Consider the following 17,697-nt stretch of genomic DNA (forward strand, 5'->3'; position numbering starts at 1 on the left):
GGCTACTCCTGCCGGGCGAAGCGCTCCTCGACGTCCGGGCGCTGCGCCAGCCGGGGCGGGAAGCCCGGGCCGCGGCGCATCCGGGTGTCGTCCGGCGTCATCGGCTCCCGGCACTCGGCGCAGACGGTTTCGGCGTGCGTGTCGTGCCCGCAGGCGAGGTGGTGCACGGTGATCGGCGGGCCGGCTTCGGTCGCGAGCCACTTGTCGCCCCAGCGGGTCATGGCGAGCAGCACGGGGTAGAAGTCGCGGCCCTTCTCGGTGAGGACGTAGTCGTAGCGCACCGGCTCGGTCTGGTAGGGCACCTTCTCCAGCAGCCCCTCGTCGACCAGCCGCTTGAGCCGGTCGGCGAGGGTGTTGCGCGCGATGCCGAGCGCCTGCTGGAACTCGTCGAAGCGGCGCACCCCGTAGAAGGCGTCCCGCAGCACGAGCGGCGTCCACCAGTCGCCGAGCAGGTCCATGGTGCGCGCGATCGAGCACGGCCACTGCGCGAACGATGTCCGTTTCATGCGGCCGAGAGTACGCCGTTCCGGGAAAAGACTCAGCAGGTCAGGGTCGCCGACTGCCGGTTGTGCACAGTCCGGCGGGGGTGTGGACAACTCGGCCGTCTTCGGCTGATGCCGCGATTTCCGTCGGGCCGCCTCGATACGCTGGAAGCGGGGGCAGCCCCCAGGGAGGGCGGGCTCCGCCAAAGTCCGCGGGTCCTTTCCAGGTGGCTCGTCGGCGTGGGCGGCAGGCTGCCGGCCGTAGTCACAATCCCGGCTTCGGGGTGGTGGGCACTGACCCGCTCGCCAGTCGAAAGAGACCCGGGGCAGCTGCACCTTCGACCGCCCGGTGGCCTCCGAACCCCCACACGACCAGCACAACGACTTCGCCGGAACCCGGCCCGGGGAGGACGGGCCGCACCGAGCCGCTTTCCCGCTGCCAAGCGGCCTTCGGTCACCTTGCCCGGCGCGACCGCGGACCAGCCGGCGGGCTCGCCGTCGAGCCTTGGCCGACGTCACACGAGGTGCCCGGTGGTCACGTCGACGTGACCGGGCACCTCGTCGTGCACGTCGCCGACCGAGAGCGTCCCCGCCGGCTCGACCAGCAGCACGCTCGCGCCCGCCTTCGACGACGGCTTGTGGAACGTGCCCTTCGGGACCACGAAGACCTGCCCTCGGCCGAGCGTGACGACCCGTTCGTCCGGATCGCGCAGGCCGATCTCGATCTCGCCGTCCAGGACGAGGAAGAACTCGTCGGTGTGCTCGTGGACGTGCCAGACGTGCTCGCCGTCGAACCGGGCGAGGCGGATGTCGTAGTCGTTGACGCGGGTGACGATGCGCGGGCTCCAGGCGGCGTCGAAGCTCGCCAGGACTTCGTTCAGGTCGATCGGGTTCATGCGGCTCATGCTCGTCCTGGCGTTTTGCCGGCGCGAGTGCTAGGAATCGCACATGCCGCAAGAATTCTCGCACCGGGTCGTCGCCATCGTCACCGAGGAGTCGAACCCGTTCGAGATGGGCGTGGCGACCGAGCTGTTCGGCCTCCGCCGCCCCGAACTCGACCGGCCCTGGTACGACTTCACGCTCTGCGCGGCGACGCCGGACGTGCGGATGAACCTCGGCATGTTCACGCTCTCCGGCGTCGCCGGTCTCGAGGCGGCCGACACGGCGGACACCTTGATCGTCCCGGCCCGCCCGAACACCGGCGTCCCGACGGACCCGGCGATCATCGCGGCGATCCGCCGGGCGGCCGACCGCGGCGCCCGCCTGGTGAGCTTCTGCACGGGAGCGTTCGCCCTCGCGGAAGCGGGCGTGCTGGACGGCCGCCGCGCGACGACGCACTGGCAGTGGGCGGCTTCGCTGGCCGCGAAGTTCCCGCGCGTGCAGTGGGAGCCGGACGTCCTGTTCATCGACGAGGGCAACGTCCTCACGGCGGCGGGCAGCGCAGCGTCACTGGACCTGGGCTTGCACATCATCCACCGCGACCACGGCGCCGAAGTCGTCAACGCGGTCAGCCGCCGCCTGGTGTTCACGGGCCACCGCGACGGCGGCCAGCGGCAGTTCATCGCGCGCCCGGTGCCGTCGGTGCCGGAGACGTCCCTGGCGCCGGTCCTGGCATGGGCGTTGGAGCGCCTGGACCAGCCCCTGACGGTGCCGGACCTGGCCGCCCGCGCGGCGACCAGCCCGGCGACGCTGCACCGCAAGTTCCGCGCGGAACTGGGCACGACCCCGCTGGCCTGGCTGACCACGGAACGGGTGACGTTGGCGTGCCGCCTGATCGAGCGAGGCGAGCTGCGGCTCGATCGGGTGGCATCGGCCAGCGGCTTCGGAACGGCGGCGAACCTGCGGGCGCAGTTACGGCGTCACACGGGCCTCAGCCCGAGCGCTTACCGCCGCCGCTTCGGCCCGGCGGCGTGAGGCGCGTGAGCAGCTCGCGCGCTTCCGGGCGGCAGAGGTCGCTGGTCAGGGCCAGCAGCCGGGCGGCGGAGACACGGATGTGGTCCGGGACCCGGTCGTCGTGGGCGATCTCCCGGGCGACGACCGCGGCTGCTTCCCGGTGGTCGCGGTGCAGCCGCGCGGCCGCCCAGGCGCTCCGGCAGCGGACGACCGGGCCGAGGGTTGGGTCTCGCGCCAGCTCGAGGAGGCCGAGTGCGCCTTCTTCGGGCTGGAAGTAGCCGATCGTCGTCCAGACCTGCACGTCCCGTTCGTCCCGGAAGCCGCGCAGGACGTGGAGGGCCTCGCCGCGCAGGTCGGGCCGGTGCGCCGCCAGCCGCGCGGTGGCGTCCCTGCGGGCGGCCATCGGGAGTGTTTCGTCGTTCATCAGCGACTCCAGCGCCGCCGTCCCGAGTTCGTGTCCCCGGGTGCCCAGCTCGGCGAGGTCGTCGGCGGCCCACCAGCGCAGTCTCGGATGACAGTCCGGGGCAGCGGCGATCGCTTGGAAAAGCTCCGCGGCGGCAACGCGATCTTCGCGGCAGAAGCCGGTCAACATCTTTCCCGCGTCCCGCCGCAGCGGGAGCGGTCGGCGCTGGTTGTCGCGGATCGTCCGGACGTCGTCGAGACGCCGCAAACCGAACAGGACACCAAGCCGGAGCCGAGCGGCGATGCGCCCGTCGGCCAGGAGGTCTTCCAGCTGCTGCCGGCACGGCGCGGGGAGTTCGGAGGTGAGGTCGATCAGGACGAGCCCGGCTTCGGCCCGCTCCCGCCCGGGCCGTTCGGCGTCCGCCAACACGGCTCGCGCGTCGGTGATGACGCGCTCACGCCAGCGGTTGTCCAGCAACGCCAGTTCCCGCCGCGCGCGACGGACGGCGATGTCGCCCCTGCTCACCTTCTCGAGTTCTTCGACGGCCGCCGGTTCGAGCGCGGGGGCGATCTTGCTCAGCCCCAAGGCTGCGTTGATCCGATCGGCCGGCGCGGATTCGGGGCCGGCCAGCCGATCGAGGAGTTCTCGCTCGGCCTCCCGCGCGAAAGAACCGTCGTTCCATCGGGTCACGCAACCCGACCAGGTCTCCGGTGAGACGAGCCGGTCCGACACCAGCGCCCGTCCGACGGACCGGCGTGCTCTGCCGGTGAGATCACACAGGACGGCCGCGCGGATCTTGCCGGAAGTGACCGCCGGGTCTTGGGCCAGTGCCAGCCGGCACCGGATCACCGGGACATCGGGCCGGAAGTAGCCGAGCACCCGCAGCGCCTCACCACGTTCTTCCTGAGTCAGTTCCGGATCGCCGGCGAACCGCAGCAGGATCCGGCGAGTGTGCTCCCCCAGCCGGCCGATGCGCGCGAGCTCGTAAGCGGCGTCGCAGCGGTGGTAGATCGGCCTTCGCCCGTCCTCCATCGTCGCCTCGAGCGCGGTCACGGACGCGGTGCCGGGGTGCAGGCTGACCAGCGCCGTCATCGCCCCGCTTCGGCAGTCGGCATCGATGAACCGGTCCTCGGCTTGTGCCGCCAGCTCGTCGGCTCCGGCCGACGCCCGGCCCGGCTCCAGCTCCGTGAGGAGAACAGCCGCCTCCTGCCGCCGATAGCGGTCCGCATCGCGGTCCAGCACCACCCGGCGCACGTCCGCCACCACGTGGGCACCGAGTTCGACGGCGTCGCGAACGGAACGGATCCACGAATAGCCCGTTGTTTTCGAGCAAAGCCCGAAGACAATTTCGAAGGCGGCACGAGGTCGCAGGAAACCGTTCCTCGCCAGGAGGATCGCGGCTTGGCACCGCGCTTCGGCTTCGGCCGAAAAATCTGCGGCGACTCCGGCGAGCGTGGAAAGCACAGTGCCGCTCTCCAACGAAGCAAGCGCATCCATCGCGGCCGCAGCGTCACATATCCTGTCGGGGCGGGTGGTCGGCGCAAGCACCCTGTCGAGCAACGCGTCGGCCACGAGGCTTCGCGCCGCCGCACCGATCAGGCTGGACAGGCGGCCCAGGACGATGATTTCGCTGTCGTCAACGATATCTTCCCTCAGCAGCTTCACGATTCCACGCGCGGCCGCGGCGTGGAACCGGTGGTGCATCCGGGTCAGGATGATCGCCGCGTCATAGCGCTGACGACCACTGCGTTCCCGGTCGTCGATCACCCGTTCCATGACCCGGCTCAGCTCGTCGACGCGGGATAAGTCCCAGCGGTTGTGCGGGAGACCCTCACCCCACGTCTCACTGCCGTCCTGCGCAAGCTGCCGCGCAATCATCTCGGTGGAGACCCGCTGGTCCCGGTCGGGTGCGAGCCGCTTGAGCTGCCACCCGACCTCCAGCCGAACCTTGAGCGGAAGCGACGTGGCCGCGAGGCGAACCAGGCAGGCGATCGCTTCGGGGTGGAACTCCGGACCGAGGCGGGAAAGCTCCGCTGCCGCCCGAAACCGCGTTTCGGCGGTCGATTCCGGCTGGTTCATCGCCGAACGCAGCCCGGCCAGTGCGTGTGCGCGGTGAGGTTCCCCCAGTCCCGCGAGGAACCCGAGAGCGTTCATGGCGAGCGGGGCGGATTGCAGCGGATGCTCGGCGGCACGCACCAGCGCCCCGGCGGCATCCGGCCAATGGTCCGGCCCGAGTTCGGCCAGCCTGCTTCCGGCCGAAAGCAGATGTCCCCGGCCCGCGGCGGGATCCTCGAGCACCGAATGCAGAAGGGCGACCGCCGCCTCGCGGAACTCGGGCCCGCAGTCGGCGAGCACGTACGCGATGTAGGTCTGATCGAGAGACCGTGCGGGTGAAGCGGTGGCCAGCGAGCGAATCAGCTCGCCCGCCCTGATGCGGTACTGAGGGCCCAGCCGCGACAGCACACGAGCGTCGTTCAGCCGGTCGAAGTGGTGCAACCAGAGATCCGAGGCCCGGCGTTCGAGCGCACCGGCCGCTTCCGCCAGGTATTCCGGCGCCAGCGAAGCCAGGCCGATCGCCGCGTCCTCGACAGCGTCGGTCGCCCAGGAACGGCGGTTCAGCACCGCGCGGAAGACCGCCGCACAGCGGTCGTGGAACTCGATGTCGATTTCCAGCAAGCTCACCGCCGCGGCCACGAGGTCCTGGTCCGTCGCGCTGGAGCTGTCCAACACCGCGGTCAGGGCACCGATCGCCCGGGCCCGCGGCTCGGGTCCCAGTCCCGCGAGCACCACCGCGGCGTCGCCGTGCTGGGCCGCCGTGACGGCCGGACTTTCGAGGACCGCCTCCAAGCCGAGCACCGCTGCCGCGTGTTCGGCTTCGCCGCACTGCGAGAGCGCTTCGGCCGCGTCGAGACGGGCCTGCACGTCGATTTCCACGCGCTCCACGGCCGCCCGGAGCGTCTCCACCGCCTCCGCGCGGGCGTCGTTCTCGAGCCGCGTCCCCAACGCCACGGCAGCCTTGACCCGGGATGGCCACGGCAGGCCGCCGGCACGCATCAAGCCCTGCAGCCAGCCCACCAGATCCGGATGGGCTGCCCGGCTGACCTCGGCGAGGATCTTCCCACCCGAATACTGCGTGGTGGCGGCCCAGGCGCGGGCCGTCTCCAGGAACGCGTTCATGACGTCCGCGCCGGCCGGCACGTGCCACGCGAGCAGCCGCGCGGCGAGCAGGTGCTGCTGCGGCCCGTTGCCGTGCAGATGCCGGATCAAGTGATCCCCCTCCGCCGGGCGCAACCGCGTGTAGTGCAGCAGGACGCGCCGGGCGTACCGGCCGCGTTCTTCGGGCTCGGCCGCGTGCAGCAACTCGGCGAAGTCCTGGTGCGCCGGATCGAACGCCTCGGGCAGCAACCGCGCCTTGGCGGTGGCCGCGAGGTGCTCGGCGAAGCTGTGGTGCAGGAAGCCGAGCTCATCGGCGCGGAGCAGGAACGGCCCCACCGAGGCCAGGTACCCGATGAGCCGTTCGCGCCAGCCGGTCTCGGCGCCCAGCTCCGGCAGCCTCTCGCCCACCCAGCGGCACGCCGCCGTGCTCAGGGACGTGTCCCCTTCGAGCCGGACCCGGCCGAGGTATTCCAGAAGGCGTTCGCAGCACGAGTCGAACGGCCCCGGCGGCACGAGGTGCGCCGACCGCAGGTACCCCAGGTACGTCTCGTACAGCTCGTACTGGTTGTCCGGCAGTGGCCGGTCGGCGTACTTCTCGAAGATGATCGCGGCGATCGTGGCCAGCAGCGGGACCCGGACCAGTTCGTCCAGGTGGGCGTCCCGGATCTGGCGGACGAACCGCTCGGCGGCACCGGCGCTTCCCGCGAACCAGTGGCCGGCGAACAGGCGGAACGCCTCCTTGTCGAACGGCAGCAGTTCGTAGCGCGCGGCGCCGATGCGCTGGAACGGCGCCAGCGTCGCCCCCTCGATCGGCCGGGTGGTGAGGACGACGCGGTGGACCGCGTCCGACGCCCATGCGGCGAGCACCGTGACCAGCTGGTCCCGGAGAGCGGTGTCGGCGACTTCGTCGAGCCCGTCCACCAGCAGCAACCACCGGCAGCCCGCGACCCGGCCGGTCAGGTCTTCCGCCCGCACCGGCTGGGCGAGCATCGCGCCGTACTCACCGCGGACAGTTTCGGCCAGTGCCTCGTAAAAGGGCAGTTCGAGCCGGGTCGCGAGCTCGCGCGCGGTCAGCCGCAGCGGGAGAACCGGTTCACTCGACGGCGGAGAGCCGGCGGCGCCCAGCCAGCAGTGGGCGGCTTCGGCCGCCAGCCGCAGCGACAGGGTCGATTTGCCCTGGCCCGGCCCACCGGTCACCAGCAGGTGCTCACCGCCGTCGAGCGCTTCCCGGATGCTCCGCGAGGGCGGCCGCACCGTGAGCCGGGCCGGCGGCGGCCCGGGGACGTCGATGAGCCTGCCCTTGCTGTCGAGCACCGGGAGCGGCCGCACCTGGTCGGACGGCTGGAGCTCGGTCCCGGTCGTCACGTCCTGGCGGACGTAGACGGTCGCCAGTGATGGCCGGCGCGCCCCGGGGAGCCGGTACGGCATCTTCTCGGCGTTGCGGACCTGCGCGCGCAGCAAGGAAACGATCTTCGGCGGCAACTCGGGGAGGTCCGACCAGTCCGTGGGCGGATCCGCGGCAACCGGCTCGGGCGCCGCCTCGGTCGCGAAGCCGACGTACACGTCGCCGTGGACCGTGCCGACCTGCAGGGCCGGTCCGGTGATGTCCCCGGCGATGTGGTTGGCCGGCCCCGGCGGCGGTTGCTCCGTCACGAACTCTCCTCCCGCCGGACCGACATCCTAGCGGTTCACCGCGCGACCGAACACATTCAGTGATGACGGACAGCGTCACTTCAGCGCGGCGAGCGCCTCCGCCAGCGCGGCCTGCTGCAGCCGCGCCGGGTAGGTCTTCGGGTCGGCCGCCGCCAGGACGTTCAGCCCCTCCACCAAGGCCACCAGGCTCTTCGTCGTCAGCTCCAGCCACTCCTCCGTCCACTTCGGACGGCAGGCGGCCACCAACCGGTTCACCCGAGCCAAGAACGATCGGTTGGCCGCCCGGTGACGCTCGGCCAGGTCGTCGTCGGCCAGGGCCGCGGCCAGGAAACCCACCCAGATGCGGGATTCGTCGTGGTGGCCGTGCGGGAGGTCCACCGCCTGGCCGAGGACCGCCGAGAGCGCCTCGAACGGCTGAGCGCACGCCGCCTCCGCAGCGTCCGCGCGGACCGCCGTGCGTTCGTACAGCAGGTCGCGTGCGTGCAGCAGCAACGCCTTCTTCGTCGGGAACGCGTGCATCACCAGGCCGGTCGTGCAGCCGGCGCGCTCGGCGACCGCGCGCAGCGTCAACCCCGGCAGGCCCGCTTCCGCGAGCACCTGCCAGGTCGCGTTCGACAGCAGCTCCCGCTGCGCCCGGACATCACGCTGCTTCGGCATGGCCCGGAAGCGTAACAGATGCTACGGTAACACCTGTTACGAAAAAGGGAGTGTGCCCTGATGATCGACTGCACGCTGACGATCACCCCGGTGAACTGGGACGATCCGGACGCCGTCCGGCTGCGCGAGGCCCAGCGGACCGAGCTCGACGCCCGCTACGGCACCGACAACCACGAACCCGGAGCGGTCCCCACCGCCGAAACCGTCGCCGTGTTCCTGCTCGCGCGTGACGCCGGCGGCACCGCCGTCGGCTGCGGCGGGCTGCGGCCGCTCGGGCCCGGCTCGGGCGAGATCAAGCGCATGTACGTCGAACCGGCGGCCCGGGGCACCGGCGTCGCGGCCGCCCTGCTGCGCGCCCTCGAAAACCACGCGCGGGAACTCGGGATCACCCGGCTGCTGCTGGAGACCGGCACCGGTCAGCCGGACGCGATCCGCTTCTACCGCCGCGAAGGCTACGCCCCGATCGAGGCGTACGGGCCGTACCGCGGCGAGCCGCTCTCGCGCTGCTTCGCCCGGGATCTGTGACCGGTTTTCCGAAGGCCCACGACGGCGCGGTCCGGTGTCCAACCCGGACCGGGGCACCCTGGTCCGGTTGCCGCCCAACGGAGCACCCGGCGGAAATGAACGTGCATCCGCACGCCGATTGTGCACGCGCTTTCCGTGATCTCCGGGAAACGGTTGCTGGGAAACAGATCCACCGGTAAATTGGCGGACCCCGGTGCCCGGCCATCGGTCACCGGGGTTCGCGCTGCTCGGCGGAGCGGGGAGGCTCCCGTCGAGAATGCGCTTTCCGGTGGTAGGGGTCACCGCCGGATGCAGGAGGGAACAGTGCCTTGGTGTTGCGGGGAACGGTCATGGCCGAGCACGTGACCGAGCCGTACGTGGTCGGCCTGGAAGCCATCGCGGGTGAGCTGCTGCGCGGCAAGTGGTGCGTCTACCTGCACGAATGGCTCGGCGACGACCTCGACCTGCCCACCTGGCAGGCGGAAGTGGCCGCGCACGCCGAGCACGCCGGGGTCGAGGTCTGCTTCATCGAAATCCCGCGCAAGGACATGACGCTGGTGGCGAACGTGCGCGCGCTGCCGAGCTTCGAGCAGGTCACCGAGTCCGTGGCGGCCCTCGAGCACTACCGGGGTCTCGACGCGGGCAGCCGCAGCGTCGTCAGCCGCCGCTCGGCCCGGTGACCTGAGGAGCGAGCGACGAGGTTGACTTCAACCTTCCTCGAGCTTTTACCGTCGGAGCCATGACCGATCTCCGCACCGCACCGCCGCCGATCCCGCGCACCGTCTGGATCGCGTCCGGCGTGATGGCGCTCGGCGGCTTCCTGGGCAACATGGACGCTTCGATCGTCGCCGTCGGGCTCGAATAGCCTCGGCGTCGCGCTCGTCGCGATCCAGTGGGTCGCGACGGCGTACCTGCTCGGCCTTTCGGCCGCGCTCCCGCTCACGCCGTGGCTCGGGCGCAAGTTCGGCGCCGGACGGCTGTGGCTCGGCGCGCTGGCCGCGTTCCTGGTGACGTCGGCGGCCTGCGCGCTCGCCCCGGACGCGGGCACGCTGATCGGCGTCCGGGCCGTGCAGGGCATGGCCGCCGGCGTCATGGTCGCCGCCGGGCAGACCGTGATCGGGCTGGCCGTCGGCCCGGAACGGCTGGGCCGCACCATGGGCACGCTGGCCCTCGTCGTCGGGCTCGCCCCGGTCGTCGGGCCGAGCGTCGGCGGCTTCCTGCTCGCGCACTTCTCGTGGCCGGCGCTGTTCTGGCTCAACCTCCCGATCGGACTGCTCGCGTTCGGACTGGCGCTGCGGTACGTGCCGCGCGGCGACCGGCAGCAGCCGCCGCCGATGGACTGGCGCGGACTGGCGATGGTGTCGCTCGGCCTGCCGCTGCTGGTGTACGCGCTGACCGAACTCGGCGCGCCCGGCACGCTCAACATCGTCCTCGCGGCCATCGGCGCCGCCACGATGGGCCTGTTCACCTGGTGGTCGCTGCGCACCCCGCACCCGGTGCTGCAGCTGCGGCTCGCCGCGCGGCCGGTGATGGGCTCGGCGCTCGCTTCCGTGCTGCTCGGCGGCGCCGGGATGTTCGGCGCCGTCCTGCTGCTGCCGCTGTGGTTCCAGCTCCGGCTCGGCGCCGGGACCGCCGAGTCCGGTGTGCTGCTCGCGCCGATGGGACTGGCCACGACGGTGTTCGTGTTCGTGGCCGGCCGGCTGACCGACCGCTACGGCGGCGGGACCGTCGCGCTCACCGGCTCACTGGTGGTGCTGGCGAGCACCGTGCCGCTCCCGTGGTTCGGCCCCGGAACACCGATGTGGCTGATCCAGGCCCTGCTCCTGGTCCGCGGCGCCGGGCTCGGGCTGTCGATCATGCCCGCGTCGACGGCGGCGTACGCGTCGGTCGGCGCCGTCGAACTCGGCCACGCCACCGCGCTGGTGAACATCGTGATGCGCGTGGGTGGGGCACTCGGCGGCGCGCTGTGCGTGATCGTGCTGTCCCGGGGGCTGAGCGACGGCCCGGCCACCGGGTTCGGCTGGGCCTTCGGCGTCCTGGCGGTGCTGTGCGTGCTGGGTTCGGTGGCCACGGCCTGGCTCCGGCGCGCCGAGCGTTCGTCCACAGTGGACGTCAAGGGTTGATTCACCAGGGAAACTGGCGCGATCACCGGATCGGTGATTTGCTGGATTCGGTCATGCACTGTCGGTAGGGGAGGACTGACGATGGCGGGGGCGGGCAAGCGACTGTGGACAGCCGTAGCGGTTGCGCTCTTCGGCAGCGTGCTGGCGGCGGCGCCCGCTTCGGCCGCGCAACCGGTCGACTGGCAACCGTGCGCCGATGCGCCCGGCGTCGACTGCGGCACGGTGACCGTGCCGGTGGACTGGGCACACCCGGACCGCGGCACGACGACCGTGGCGCTCGCCCGGCGCAAGGCCACCGACCCGCGGGCCCGGATCGGCTCGGTCCTGATGGACCCGGGCGGGCCCGGCGGCTCGGGCACCGAGGAGGTCAAGGCCGGCTGGTCGCTCTCGCCCGAAATCACCCGGCGCTTCGACACCGTGGGGTTCGACCCGCGCGGCGTCGGCGCCAGTGGCCAGATCAAGTGCGGGCTCGAGGAGCTGATCGCCGATTACCCGCAGGTACCGCGCAACCAGGCCGAATTCGAGCAGCTCGCGGCGCGCAACCGGAAGCTCGGCGAGAGCTGCAACCGGCTCACCGGGCCGCTGGCGGAGTTCGGCGACACGAAGAGCGTCGCGCGGGACATGGACGTCATCCGCGCCGCGCTCGGCGAGGCCAAGCTGACCTACTACGGCGTTTCCTACGGCACGCTGATGGGCCAGCAGTACGCGGAACTGTTCCCGGACAAGGTCCGCGCGCTCGTCCTGGACAGCAACATGGACCACTCGCAGTTCACCGCGTGGGACTTCCTCAAGAGCGAAACCCAGTCGGTACAGGCGGAGTTCGGCGAGTTCGCGGCCTGGTGCGCCCGGACGCCGAGCTGCGCGCTGCACGACCGGGACCTCTCCAAGCTGACTCGTGACCTCCAGGACAAGGCCGCGCGCGGCGAGCTGACGGACCCGCGGAGCGGTGAGCCGATCACACCGCTGACGCTCGCCTCGATCATCCACAGCAATTTCTACGGCCCGAGCTGGGATCGGCTCGCGTCGACGCTCAAGTCCTTCGCGGACGGCACCGGGGCTTCGGCACGGCTGCGCGAGGACATCCCGGTCAACTACGTCTTCCCCGCCGTGTTCTGCGACGACTGGCGCCTGCCCGTGCACAACTTCGCCGAACTCGAGACCTACCGCCGAGCGGCGGCGGTGTTCGCGCCGGACGTCAAGATCAGCGCACTGGGCTGGACCGCGGTCACGAGCTGCATCGGCTGGCCGAACCGCACGAGCAACCCGCAGCGCCCGCCGCAGACCCACGGCGCACCGCTGTTGCTGCTGAGCAGCCGGCACGACCCCGCGACACCGTACGCGTGGTCGCAGGCGGTGGCCCGCCAAACGGGCAGCACGCTCCTCACCTACGACGGCTGGGGCCACGGCGCGTACTTCAAGAACAGCCCGTGCGTCACCAAGGCGACCGACGACTACCTGATCTCCGGCAAGCTCCCGGCCCGGGGCACGCACTGCGCCGCGGTCGAGCCGGGGACGACGACGGCACTGATCGCCCGTCCGCCTTCGACGATCGGTTTCTGAGGCCTACCTCGGCTTGCGCCGCCAAAGACCGGTCACGGCGGCCAACGCGCGAGCTCGCGGCGACGGAACCGGCGCCGCGGCCTCAGGACCGACCCGGCGGCGCATGCGGTACGCGAGCTCGAGCACTTCCAGGTCCTCGGGGCGACGGCGGCCACGGACATCCGGCCGCAGCATCAGCTCCCCCACCGAGACGCGTCTGCCACTGGCACGGTGCGCCGTGCGCGCCATCAGGAACCTCCGCTGCTTTCGCCGACCCGGGCTCCGCGATTCTATGAATTCGTTTCGGGTTCGTCACCTTACTGGCGAGTTGTGTCCGGTGCGTGTCTCCCGCGCGTCAGCGGCGGTGACGACCGCCGCCGCATTCACGGTGTCCCCCGAAGGGGAAGTCCGCGGGGCGGCGGCCACCCCACATCGCCGGCCAGTCCGGCGTTTTCGGGAGGCCGCGCGACCAGAGCGGGATGTCCGGGATTTCGTGGCGCACCGGCGCCACCTGCTGCTTGGGCGGCTCCGGGTTCTCCTTCACCACCGGCGCCTTCACCTTGTCGACGACTTTCACCGCGCGCGCCAACTTGCCGCGGCGGATCGCCGGGTTCACGGATTTCGGTTCCGGGTTGACGGATTCCGATACGGATTCGACGGCCGCCGGAGAAACCGTCGCTTGTTCGGCGGGCGGCGCTACGGATTCCGGAGCCGGCGGCGGAGCCGGTGCCGCGTGCTTTGCCGGGGGCACGACGACGTCCGCCGGCAAGGGCACCAGCGCCACCGCCGGGGGTTCCAAGCCGGCCGGCGGCCAGGCCGCGGCCGTGTCGCGTGAGGACGGCATCGACACCGCCGCACTGACCCCGCCGGTCAGCGCCAGCGCTCCGGCGACCACGGACAGCACGCGCAACCGCGCCAGCGAGCGCAACACCTGCGGCTTCTCCCGGTGACGCGCCCGCGGGAACACGAGGGTGTCCTCGGCGCGGTGACGATCGAACGGTGCGTCGGACCGGACCAGCAGCTCGGCGACGGTCACCTGCTCTCGGCGCGGAGCCCTACGTGCCATGAAACCCTCCACCTGGGCCACCCGGACGGGCGGCAGCAGTCCGGGTGGCCGATCATAGGAACGCTTCAACTCCGTGTAAAGACTCGCTCACCCGAGCCGGCCGCCACCGTCCACATGCAGCACCGAACCCGTGACGAACGGGTTGGCCAGCAACTGGAGCGTGGCCGCCGAGACGTCCTCGGGCCGGCCCACCCGGCGAGCCGGGTTCGCTTCCGCGGTCCGGCGGAAGAACGCCGCCTTCGCCTCGCCGAGCCGGTCCCACGCACCCGAGTCGACGATGCCAGGGGAGATCGCGTTGACCCGGATCGGCGCCAGCTCCACCGCGAGCGCTTCGGCGAGGAACGCGACCGCGCCGTTCGTGGTCGCCATGACCGTCCGTTCCGGCATCGGCCGCCACGCGGCGACGCCGGAGAACAACACCATGGCCCCACCTTCGCGGAATCGCGAAGCGAAGTGCTTGGCCAGCATCAGCGGACCGGCCACTTTGGCGTCGAACGCCCTGGTGACCGCGTCCCGCTCCAGCGTCGCGACCGGACCGTTCGCCGGCGCCGCGGCGAGCGAAACCACGAAGTCGACTTCGCCCGCTTCTTCGGCAAGCGCTTTCAACGACGATTCTTCGCCGAGGTCCGCGAACGCGGCCCGGACCCCGCGCTCCACCAGAGCCGCCGGGTCGCGTCCGGCCCAGATCACTTCCGCGCCCGCCGTGTACGCGTCCGAAGCGATCCGCCGGGCGATCCCCGAACCGCCACCCACGACGACCAGCCGCTTTCCCTCGAACGACATTTCCGTGCTCCTTTCGTCTCGCACACGGCGTTCAGCGACGGCGGGCGCCGGAACCATCCCGTCGCGATCCGAAAGTTTTCGATCGCCGCGATAGAATTCGCGAATGCCTACGCTGCGCGCGCTCGAGTGCCTGGTCGCGGTCCTGGACGCGGGATCGATCACCGAGGCGGCCACGCGGCTGCACCTGTCGCAGCCCGCGCTGTCCCACCAGATCGGCGCGCTCGAACGGGAGCTGGGCACGCCGGTGCTCGAGCGGCTGCCGCGCGGGGTCCGCCCGACCGCCGCCGGGCGGGCGGTGCTCGCGGACGCGCGCGCGGCCTTGGCCGCCGCCGAACGGGTGGTCCGGACCGGCCGCGCGGTGGCCGGCGGCGGCGAAGGCACCCTGCGCATCGCGTGCGCGGAGAGCATGACCGCCGGGCTGCTCGCCCCCGTGCTGCGGGCCTGGCACCGGCACCGGCCGGAAGTGCTGATCACGCTGACCGAGACCACGAGCGCGGATGCGCTGGTCGAGGCCCTGGAAACGGGCGAAGCGGACGTCGCGGTCGGACCGCGGCCGAGCCGCTGGACCGGGCCCGTCGAGGTGGTGGGGCGCGAGGAGATCGTCGTCGCGCTGACCGCGGACCACCCGCTCGCCACCCGCGCGAGTGTCCCCATGACCGCCCTCGCGGGCATTCCGGTGGTGCACTACCACCGGGACAATGGTCTCGGCGGATGGCTCGACCGGGAGGCCGCACGGCGCGGCGCGGTACTGGAGGCGGTGATGCGGACGAAGCAGACGGCGACGGCGGCCCAGCTCGCCGCGGCGGGGCTCGGCGTGGCACTGGTCCCGACCACCGCGCTGACGCGGACCTTCCCGGGCGCGCTGCGGCGCCTGAAGCCCGCGCTGCACCGGGACGTGGTGACGTTCACCGCGACGCCGTCGGATTCGCTCGTCCGGCGGTTTTCTTCGGACGTGGTACAACGCGGGCTCACCGTGCCCGGTGTCCTGTCGGACAAACTGTCCGCAGCACCCGGTTAAGTCCTGGTGAATCTGACAGATTTCCTACGAAGGTTTTGTGCCATCCAGACGAACTTCTCGCTCAGGGGCAGATTTGGCTGTGGCATTCGCCAAAGTTCGGTTCCATCGGCTAGCTTGCTCCTACCGGTCAGTACCGGTGGGTGAGGCCGATCGGGTGAGGCGATCAGCGACAGATCGAGGGAAGCGGGGACGACCATGCCCAAGCACCGGCCACGTCGCAAAGGTGCGCGTTCGGTCCGCCGGACCGCGGCCGCGCTCGCGGGTGGGGCGCTCGTCGTACTGCCGACGCTGACCACGGGCCTGCCCGCGCCGGTCGTCGTGGCCAACGCCGGGGACGCTCAGCCGGACCGGGCCGTCGCCGCTCCGCAGCCGCAGCAGCCGGACATCGTCATGCCGCCGATCGCCGTCGACGGCAGCCTGCCCCAGCCGCCGCTGCCCGAGCCGCTGGTCGTGCCGGGCGGGCGCGCCGGCTCCGCGGGCATCTCCGGGTCGCTCGGCATCCCGGGGAGCATGCTGAAGGCGTACAAGAACGCCGCGGACATCCTGGCCAAGGAGCAGCCGAACTGCCACCTCGACTGGGCACTGATCGCCAGCATCGGCCGGATCGAGTCCAACCACGCCCGCGGCGGGTACGTCAACGCCAACGGCGACACGCTGGAGCCGATCCTCGGCCCGGTGCTCAACGGCGCGGGCGCGTTCGCCGCGATCCCGGACACCGACGGCGGCAAGTACGACGGCGACACCGTGTGGGACCGCGCGGTCGGCCCGACCCAGTTCATCCCGGGCACCTGGAAGGGCTACGCCTCCGACGGCAACGGCGACGGCGTGTCGAACCCGAACAACATCTACGACGAGACGCTGGCCACCGCGCGTTACCTGTGCTCGGGCGGCCTGGACCTCTCGACGGACGCGGGGCAGCGCATCGCCGTGCGCCGCTACAACAACTCCCAGTCCTATGTGGACACCGTGCTGGCGTGGGCCGCGGCCTACCGCAGCGGCGTGGCCCAGCTGCCCGACAGCCAGGTGCCGATCGGCACGCCCAACGCCCCGGACGCCGCCGCGGCCGGGGCCCCGGTCGGCACCGTCCCGGCCCCGCCCGAAACGCCGGTCGAAACCCCGCCGGCACCCGGCACGCCGACGACGCCGACGGACACCCCGACCAGCGGCACCCCGACGGACACGCCGACGACGCCGCCGCCGACCACCCCGTCGTCCAGCGACCCGACCACGCCGCCGACGACGACCAGCACCACCAGCACGACCACCCCGCCGCCGTCGTCGACGGCCGCGGCCGACACGGAAAAGACCCCGACCGAAACCACCTCGACCAGCCCGGCCGGGTGAGCCCGGTGGAGCCGTTCCTGGTGCACATCCGCTGCGACACCGACGGCTACACCCACGCCGTCACCGAGGAGGAGTTCGCGGCGGGGCGGCACGGCGGGCGGTTCCGGGCGGTGTGCGGGCACGTGGTGCTGGCGGCGCCGATGATCGAGGAACCCGGCCGGTTCGACCCGGTCTGCCGGGATCTCCTCCGCGCGGAGCCGGCCGCCGAGGTGCCCCGGCAGGAGCGCCGCCGGCTGCGGTGGCGCAGCCGGCGCTAGCCCACCATGGCCTGGATGCCGTCGAGCATCCGGTTCAGGCCGAACTCGTACGCCGTGTCGCCCTGTGCCTTGGCGCCCTGGTCGAAGCCGCCGCCGAGCCAGACGCGGTTCATCGCCGGGTGCGCGTCGACGACGAAGTAGTTCTCCCAGAACGACGACCGCTGGTGCCACCACGCCTCGGTCGACTGGCCGGTGCTGCGCTCCAGCCGGGTGTTCTCCGCGTCGAGCGCCGCGTTCGCGTCGACGTACGTGCCGATCCCGTTGGCCGCCGCGACGGCCTGCCGCGGCGGCAGCCCCAGCGCGTCCATGATCGACAGCAGGTACTCCTGACCGGCCAGCTGGCCCGGGCCCAGCGGCGGCCGGACGCGCGAGACCTCGCACAGCCAGGGGTGCTCGCGGTAGGCCTGCCGGGTCCGCTCGGCGTAGAGCGCCACCTGCGCGCGCCAGTCCCCCTGGCGCGGCTCGCCCGGCCCGGGCAGCCGCCGCCCGACGAGGACGTCGTCGACCATCAGGTCCACCAGCTCGGCCTTGCCGGGCACGTAGGTGTAGAGCGTCATCGTGCCCGCGCCGAGCTCCTTGGCGACGCGGTGCATCGACGCGGCGGCGAGCCCGTCGGCGTCCGCGACGGTGATCGCGGCCGCGACGATCCGCTCGATCGTCAGCGTCGGGCGGCGGCCCCTGGTCGGTTCGGCGGCGCCACCGCGGGCGCGCCAGAGCAGCGCCAGCGTCCGGTCGACGTCCTCGGCGCCAGTGCGTTCGGCGGTCATGCGGTCCCCTCGCTCGTCGCCCGGAGATTACCCTGGAAGGGGACGGAGGGGG

Annotated in this window: 16 protein-coding genes; 9 read left to right on the top strand and 7 right to left on the bottom strand. The window is 72.0% G+C overall.

The genetic code is table 11. The features are described 5' to 3' along the window. Positions 1 to 2 precede the first annotated feature (2 nt). Together ACWED2_RS00870 and ACWED2_RS00875 are read right to left on the bottom strand one after the other, a co-directional pair. Positions 3 to 506: a winged helix-turn-helix transcriptional regulator gene (locus ACWED2_RS00870; protein ID WP_449688353.1), complete on the bottom strand. Its 504-nt coding sequence runs from the start codon at positions 504 to 506 to the stop codon at positions 3 to 5. A gap of 491 nt (positions 507 to 997) precedes the next feature. Then, entirely contained in the window at positions 998 to 1,387 is a 390-nt protein-coding gene (locus ACWED2_RS00875) for a cupin domain-containing protein (protein ID WP_449688354.1), read from the bottom strand. Positions 1,388 to 1,430: 43 nt separating this feature from the next. Here ACWED2_RS00875 and ACWED2_RS00880 point away from each other — a divergent pair, with 43 nt between their 5' ends. Then, positions 1,431 to 2,396: a GlxA family transcriptional regulator gene (locus ACWED2_RS00880; RefSeq protein WP_449688355.1), complete on the top strand. Its 966-nt coding sequence runs from the start codon at positions 1,431 to 1,433 to the stop codon at positions 2,394 to 2,396. On the opposite strand, the gene ACWED2_RS00885 is transcribed toward ACWED2_RS00880, so the two are convergent. Further along, positions 2,353 to 7,587, bottom strand: coding sequence for a hypothetical protein (locus ACWED2_RS00885; protein ID WP_449688356.1), 5,235 nt, complete (start codon positions 7,585 to 7,587; stop codon positions 2,353 to 2,355). The genes ACWED2_RS00880 and ACWED2_RS00885 overlap by 44 nt on opposite strands. A gap of 75 nt (positions 7,588 to 7,662) precedes the next feature. Next, positions 7,663 to 8,244, bottom strand: a complete 582-nt coding sequence (locus ACWED2_RS00890; RefSeq protein ID WP_449688357.1) for a TetR/AcrR family transcriptional regulator — start codon at positions 8,242 to 8,244, stop codon at positions 7,663 to 7,665. 60 nt (positions 8,245 to 8,304) lie between these two features. Between ACWED2_RS00890 and ACWED2_RS00895 the strand changes: the two genes are divergently transcribed. From ACWED2_RS00895 to ACWED2_RS00915, 5 genes are all read left to right on the top strand, one after another. After that, the gene (locus tag ACWED2_RS00895) at positions 8,305 to 8,769 is read left to right on the top strand and encodes a GNAT family N-acetyltransferase (protein WP_449688358.1); all 465 of its coding nucleotides are present in this window, start codon (positions 8,305 to 8,307) and stop codon (positions 8,767 to 8,769) included. 329 nt (positions 8,770 to 9,098) lie between these two features. After that, positions 9,099 to 9,428, top strand: coding sequence for a hypothetical protein (locus tag ACWED2_RS00900; protein ID WP_449688359.1), 330 nt, complete (start codon positions 9,099 to 9,101; stop codon positions 9,426 to 9,428). Positions 9,429 to 9,487: 59 nt separating this feature from the next. Further along, positions 9,488 to 9,613 (top strand): hypothetical protein, encoded by a 126-nt coding sequence (locus ACWED2_RS00905; RefSeq protein WP_449688360.1) that lies wholly within the window; start codon positions 9,488 to 9,490, stop codon positions 9,611 to 9,613. A gap of 46 nt (positions 9,614 to 9,659) precedes the next feature. Further along, a complete protein-coding gene (locus ACWED2_RS00910; RefSeq protein ID WP_449688634.1) occupies positions 9,660 to 10,871 on the top strand; it encodes an MFS transporter in 1,212 nt (403 codons plus the stop codon). Positions 10,872 to 10,952: 81 nt separating this feature from the next. Continuing rightward, the gene (locus ACWED2_RS00915) at positions 10,953 to 12,431 is read left to right on the top strand and encodes an alpha/beta hydrolase (protein ID WP_449688361.1); all 1,479 of its coding nucleotides are present in this window, start codon (positions 10,953 to 10,955) and stop codon (positions 12,429 to 12,431) included. A 334-nt stretch (positions 12,432 to 12,765) separates the two neighbouring features. On the opposite strand, the gene ACWED2_RS00920 is transcribed toward ACWED2_RS00915, so the two are convergent. Both ACWED2_RS00920 and ACWED2_RS00925 read right to left on the bottom strand, forming a co-directional pair. Beyond that, a complete protein-coding gene (locus ACWED2_RS00920; RefSeq protein ID WP_449688362.1) occupies positions 12,766 to 13,476 on the bottom strand; it encodes a hypothetical protein in 711 nt (236 codons plus the stop codon). 87 nt (positions 13,477 to 13,563) lie between these two features. Then, positions 13,564 to 14,259: an SDR family oxidoreductase gene (locus ACWED2_RS00925; protein WP_449688363.1), complete on the bottom strand. Its 696-nt coding sequence runs from the start codon at positions 14,257 to 14,259 to the stop codon at positions 13,564 to 13,566. Between the two features lie 103 nt (positions 14,260 to 14,362). Here ACWED2_RS00925 and ACWED2_RS00930 point away from each other — a divergent pair, with 103 nt between their 5' ends. The 3 genes from ACWED2_RS00930 (at position 14,363) to ACWED2_RS00940 (ending at position 16,878) form a co-directional block, all read left to right on the top strand. Then, a complete protein-coding gene (locus ACWED2_RS00930; RefSeq protein WP_449688364.1) occupies positions 14,363 to 15,277 on the top strand; it encodes a LysR family transcriptional regulator in 915 nt (304 codons plus the stop codon). A gap of 195 nt (positions 15,278 to 15,472) precedes the next feature. After that, positions 15,473 to 16,621, top strand: coding sequence for a lytic transglycosylase domain-containing protein (locus tag ACWED2_RS00935; protein ID WP_449688365.1), 1,149 nt, complete (start codon positions 15,473 to 15,475; stop codon positions 16,619 to 16,621). Further along, on the top strand, positions 16,618 to 16,878 hold the full coding sequence (locus tag ACWED2_RS00940) for a hypothetical protein (RefSeq protein WP_449688366.1): 261 nt from the start codon (positions 16,618 to 16,620) through the stop codon (positions 16,876 to 16,878). Before ACWED2_RS00935 ends, ACWED2_RS00940 begins: the two co-directional genes overlap by 4 nt. Here ACWED2_RS00940 and ACWED2_RS00945 read toward each other — a convergent pair. Continuing rightward, positions 16,875 to 17,645: a TetR/AcrR family transcriptional regulator gene (locus ACWED2_RS00945; RefSeq protein ID WP_449688367.1), complete on the bottom strand. Its 771-nt coding sequence runs from the start codon at positions 17,643 to 17,645 to the stop codon at positions 16,875 to 16,877. The genes ACWED2_RS00940 and ACWED2_RS00945 overlap by 4 nt on opposite strands. Positions 17,646 to 17,697 lie beyond the last annotated feature (52 nt).

It is taken from the genome of Amycolatopsis sp. NPDC005003, from assembly GCF_053600695.1.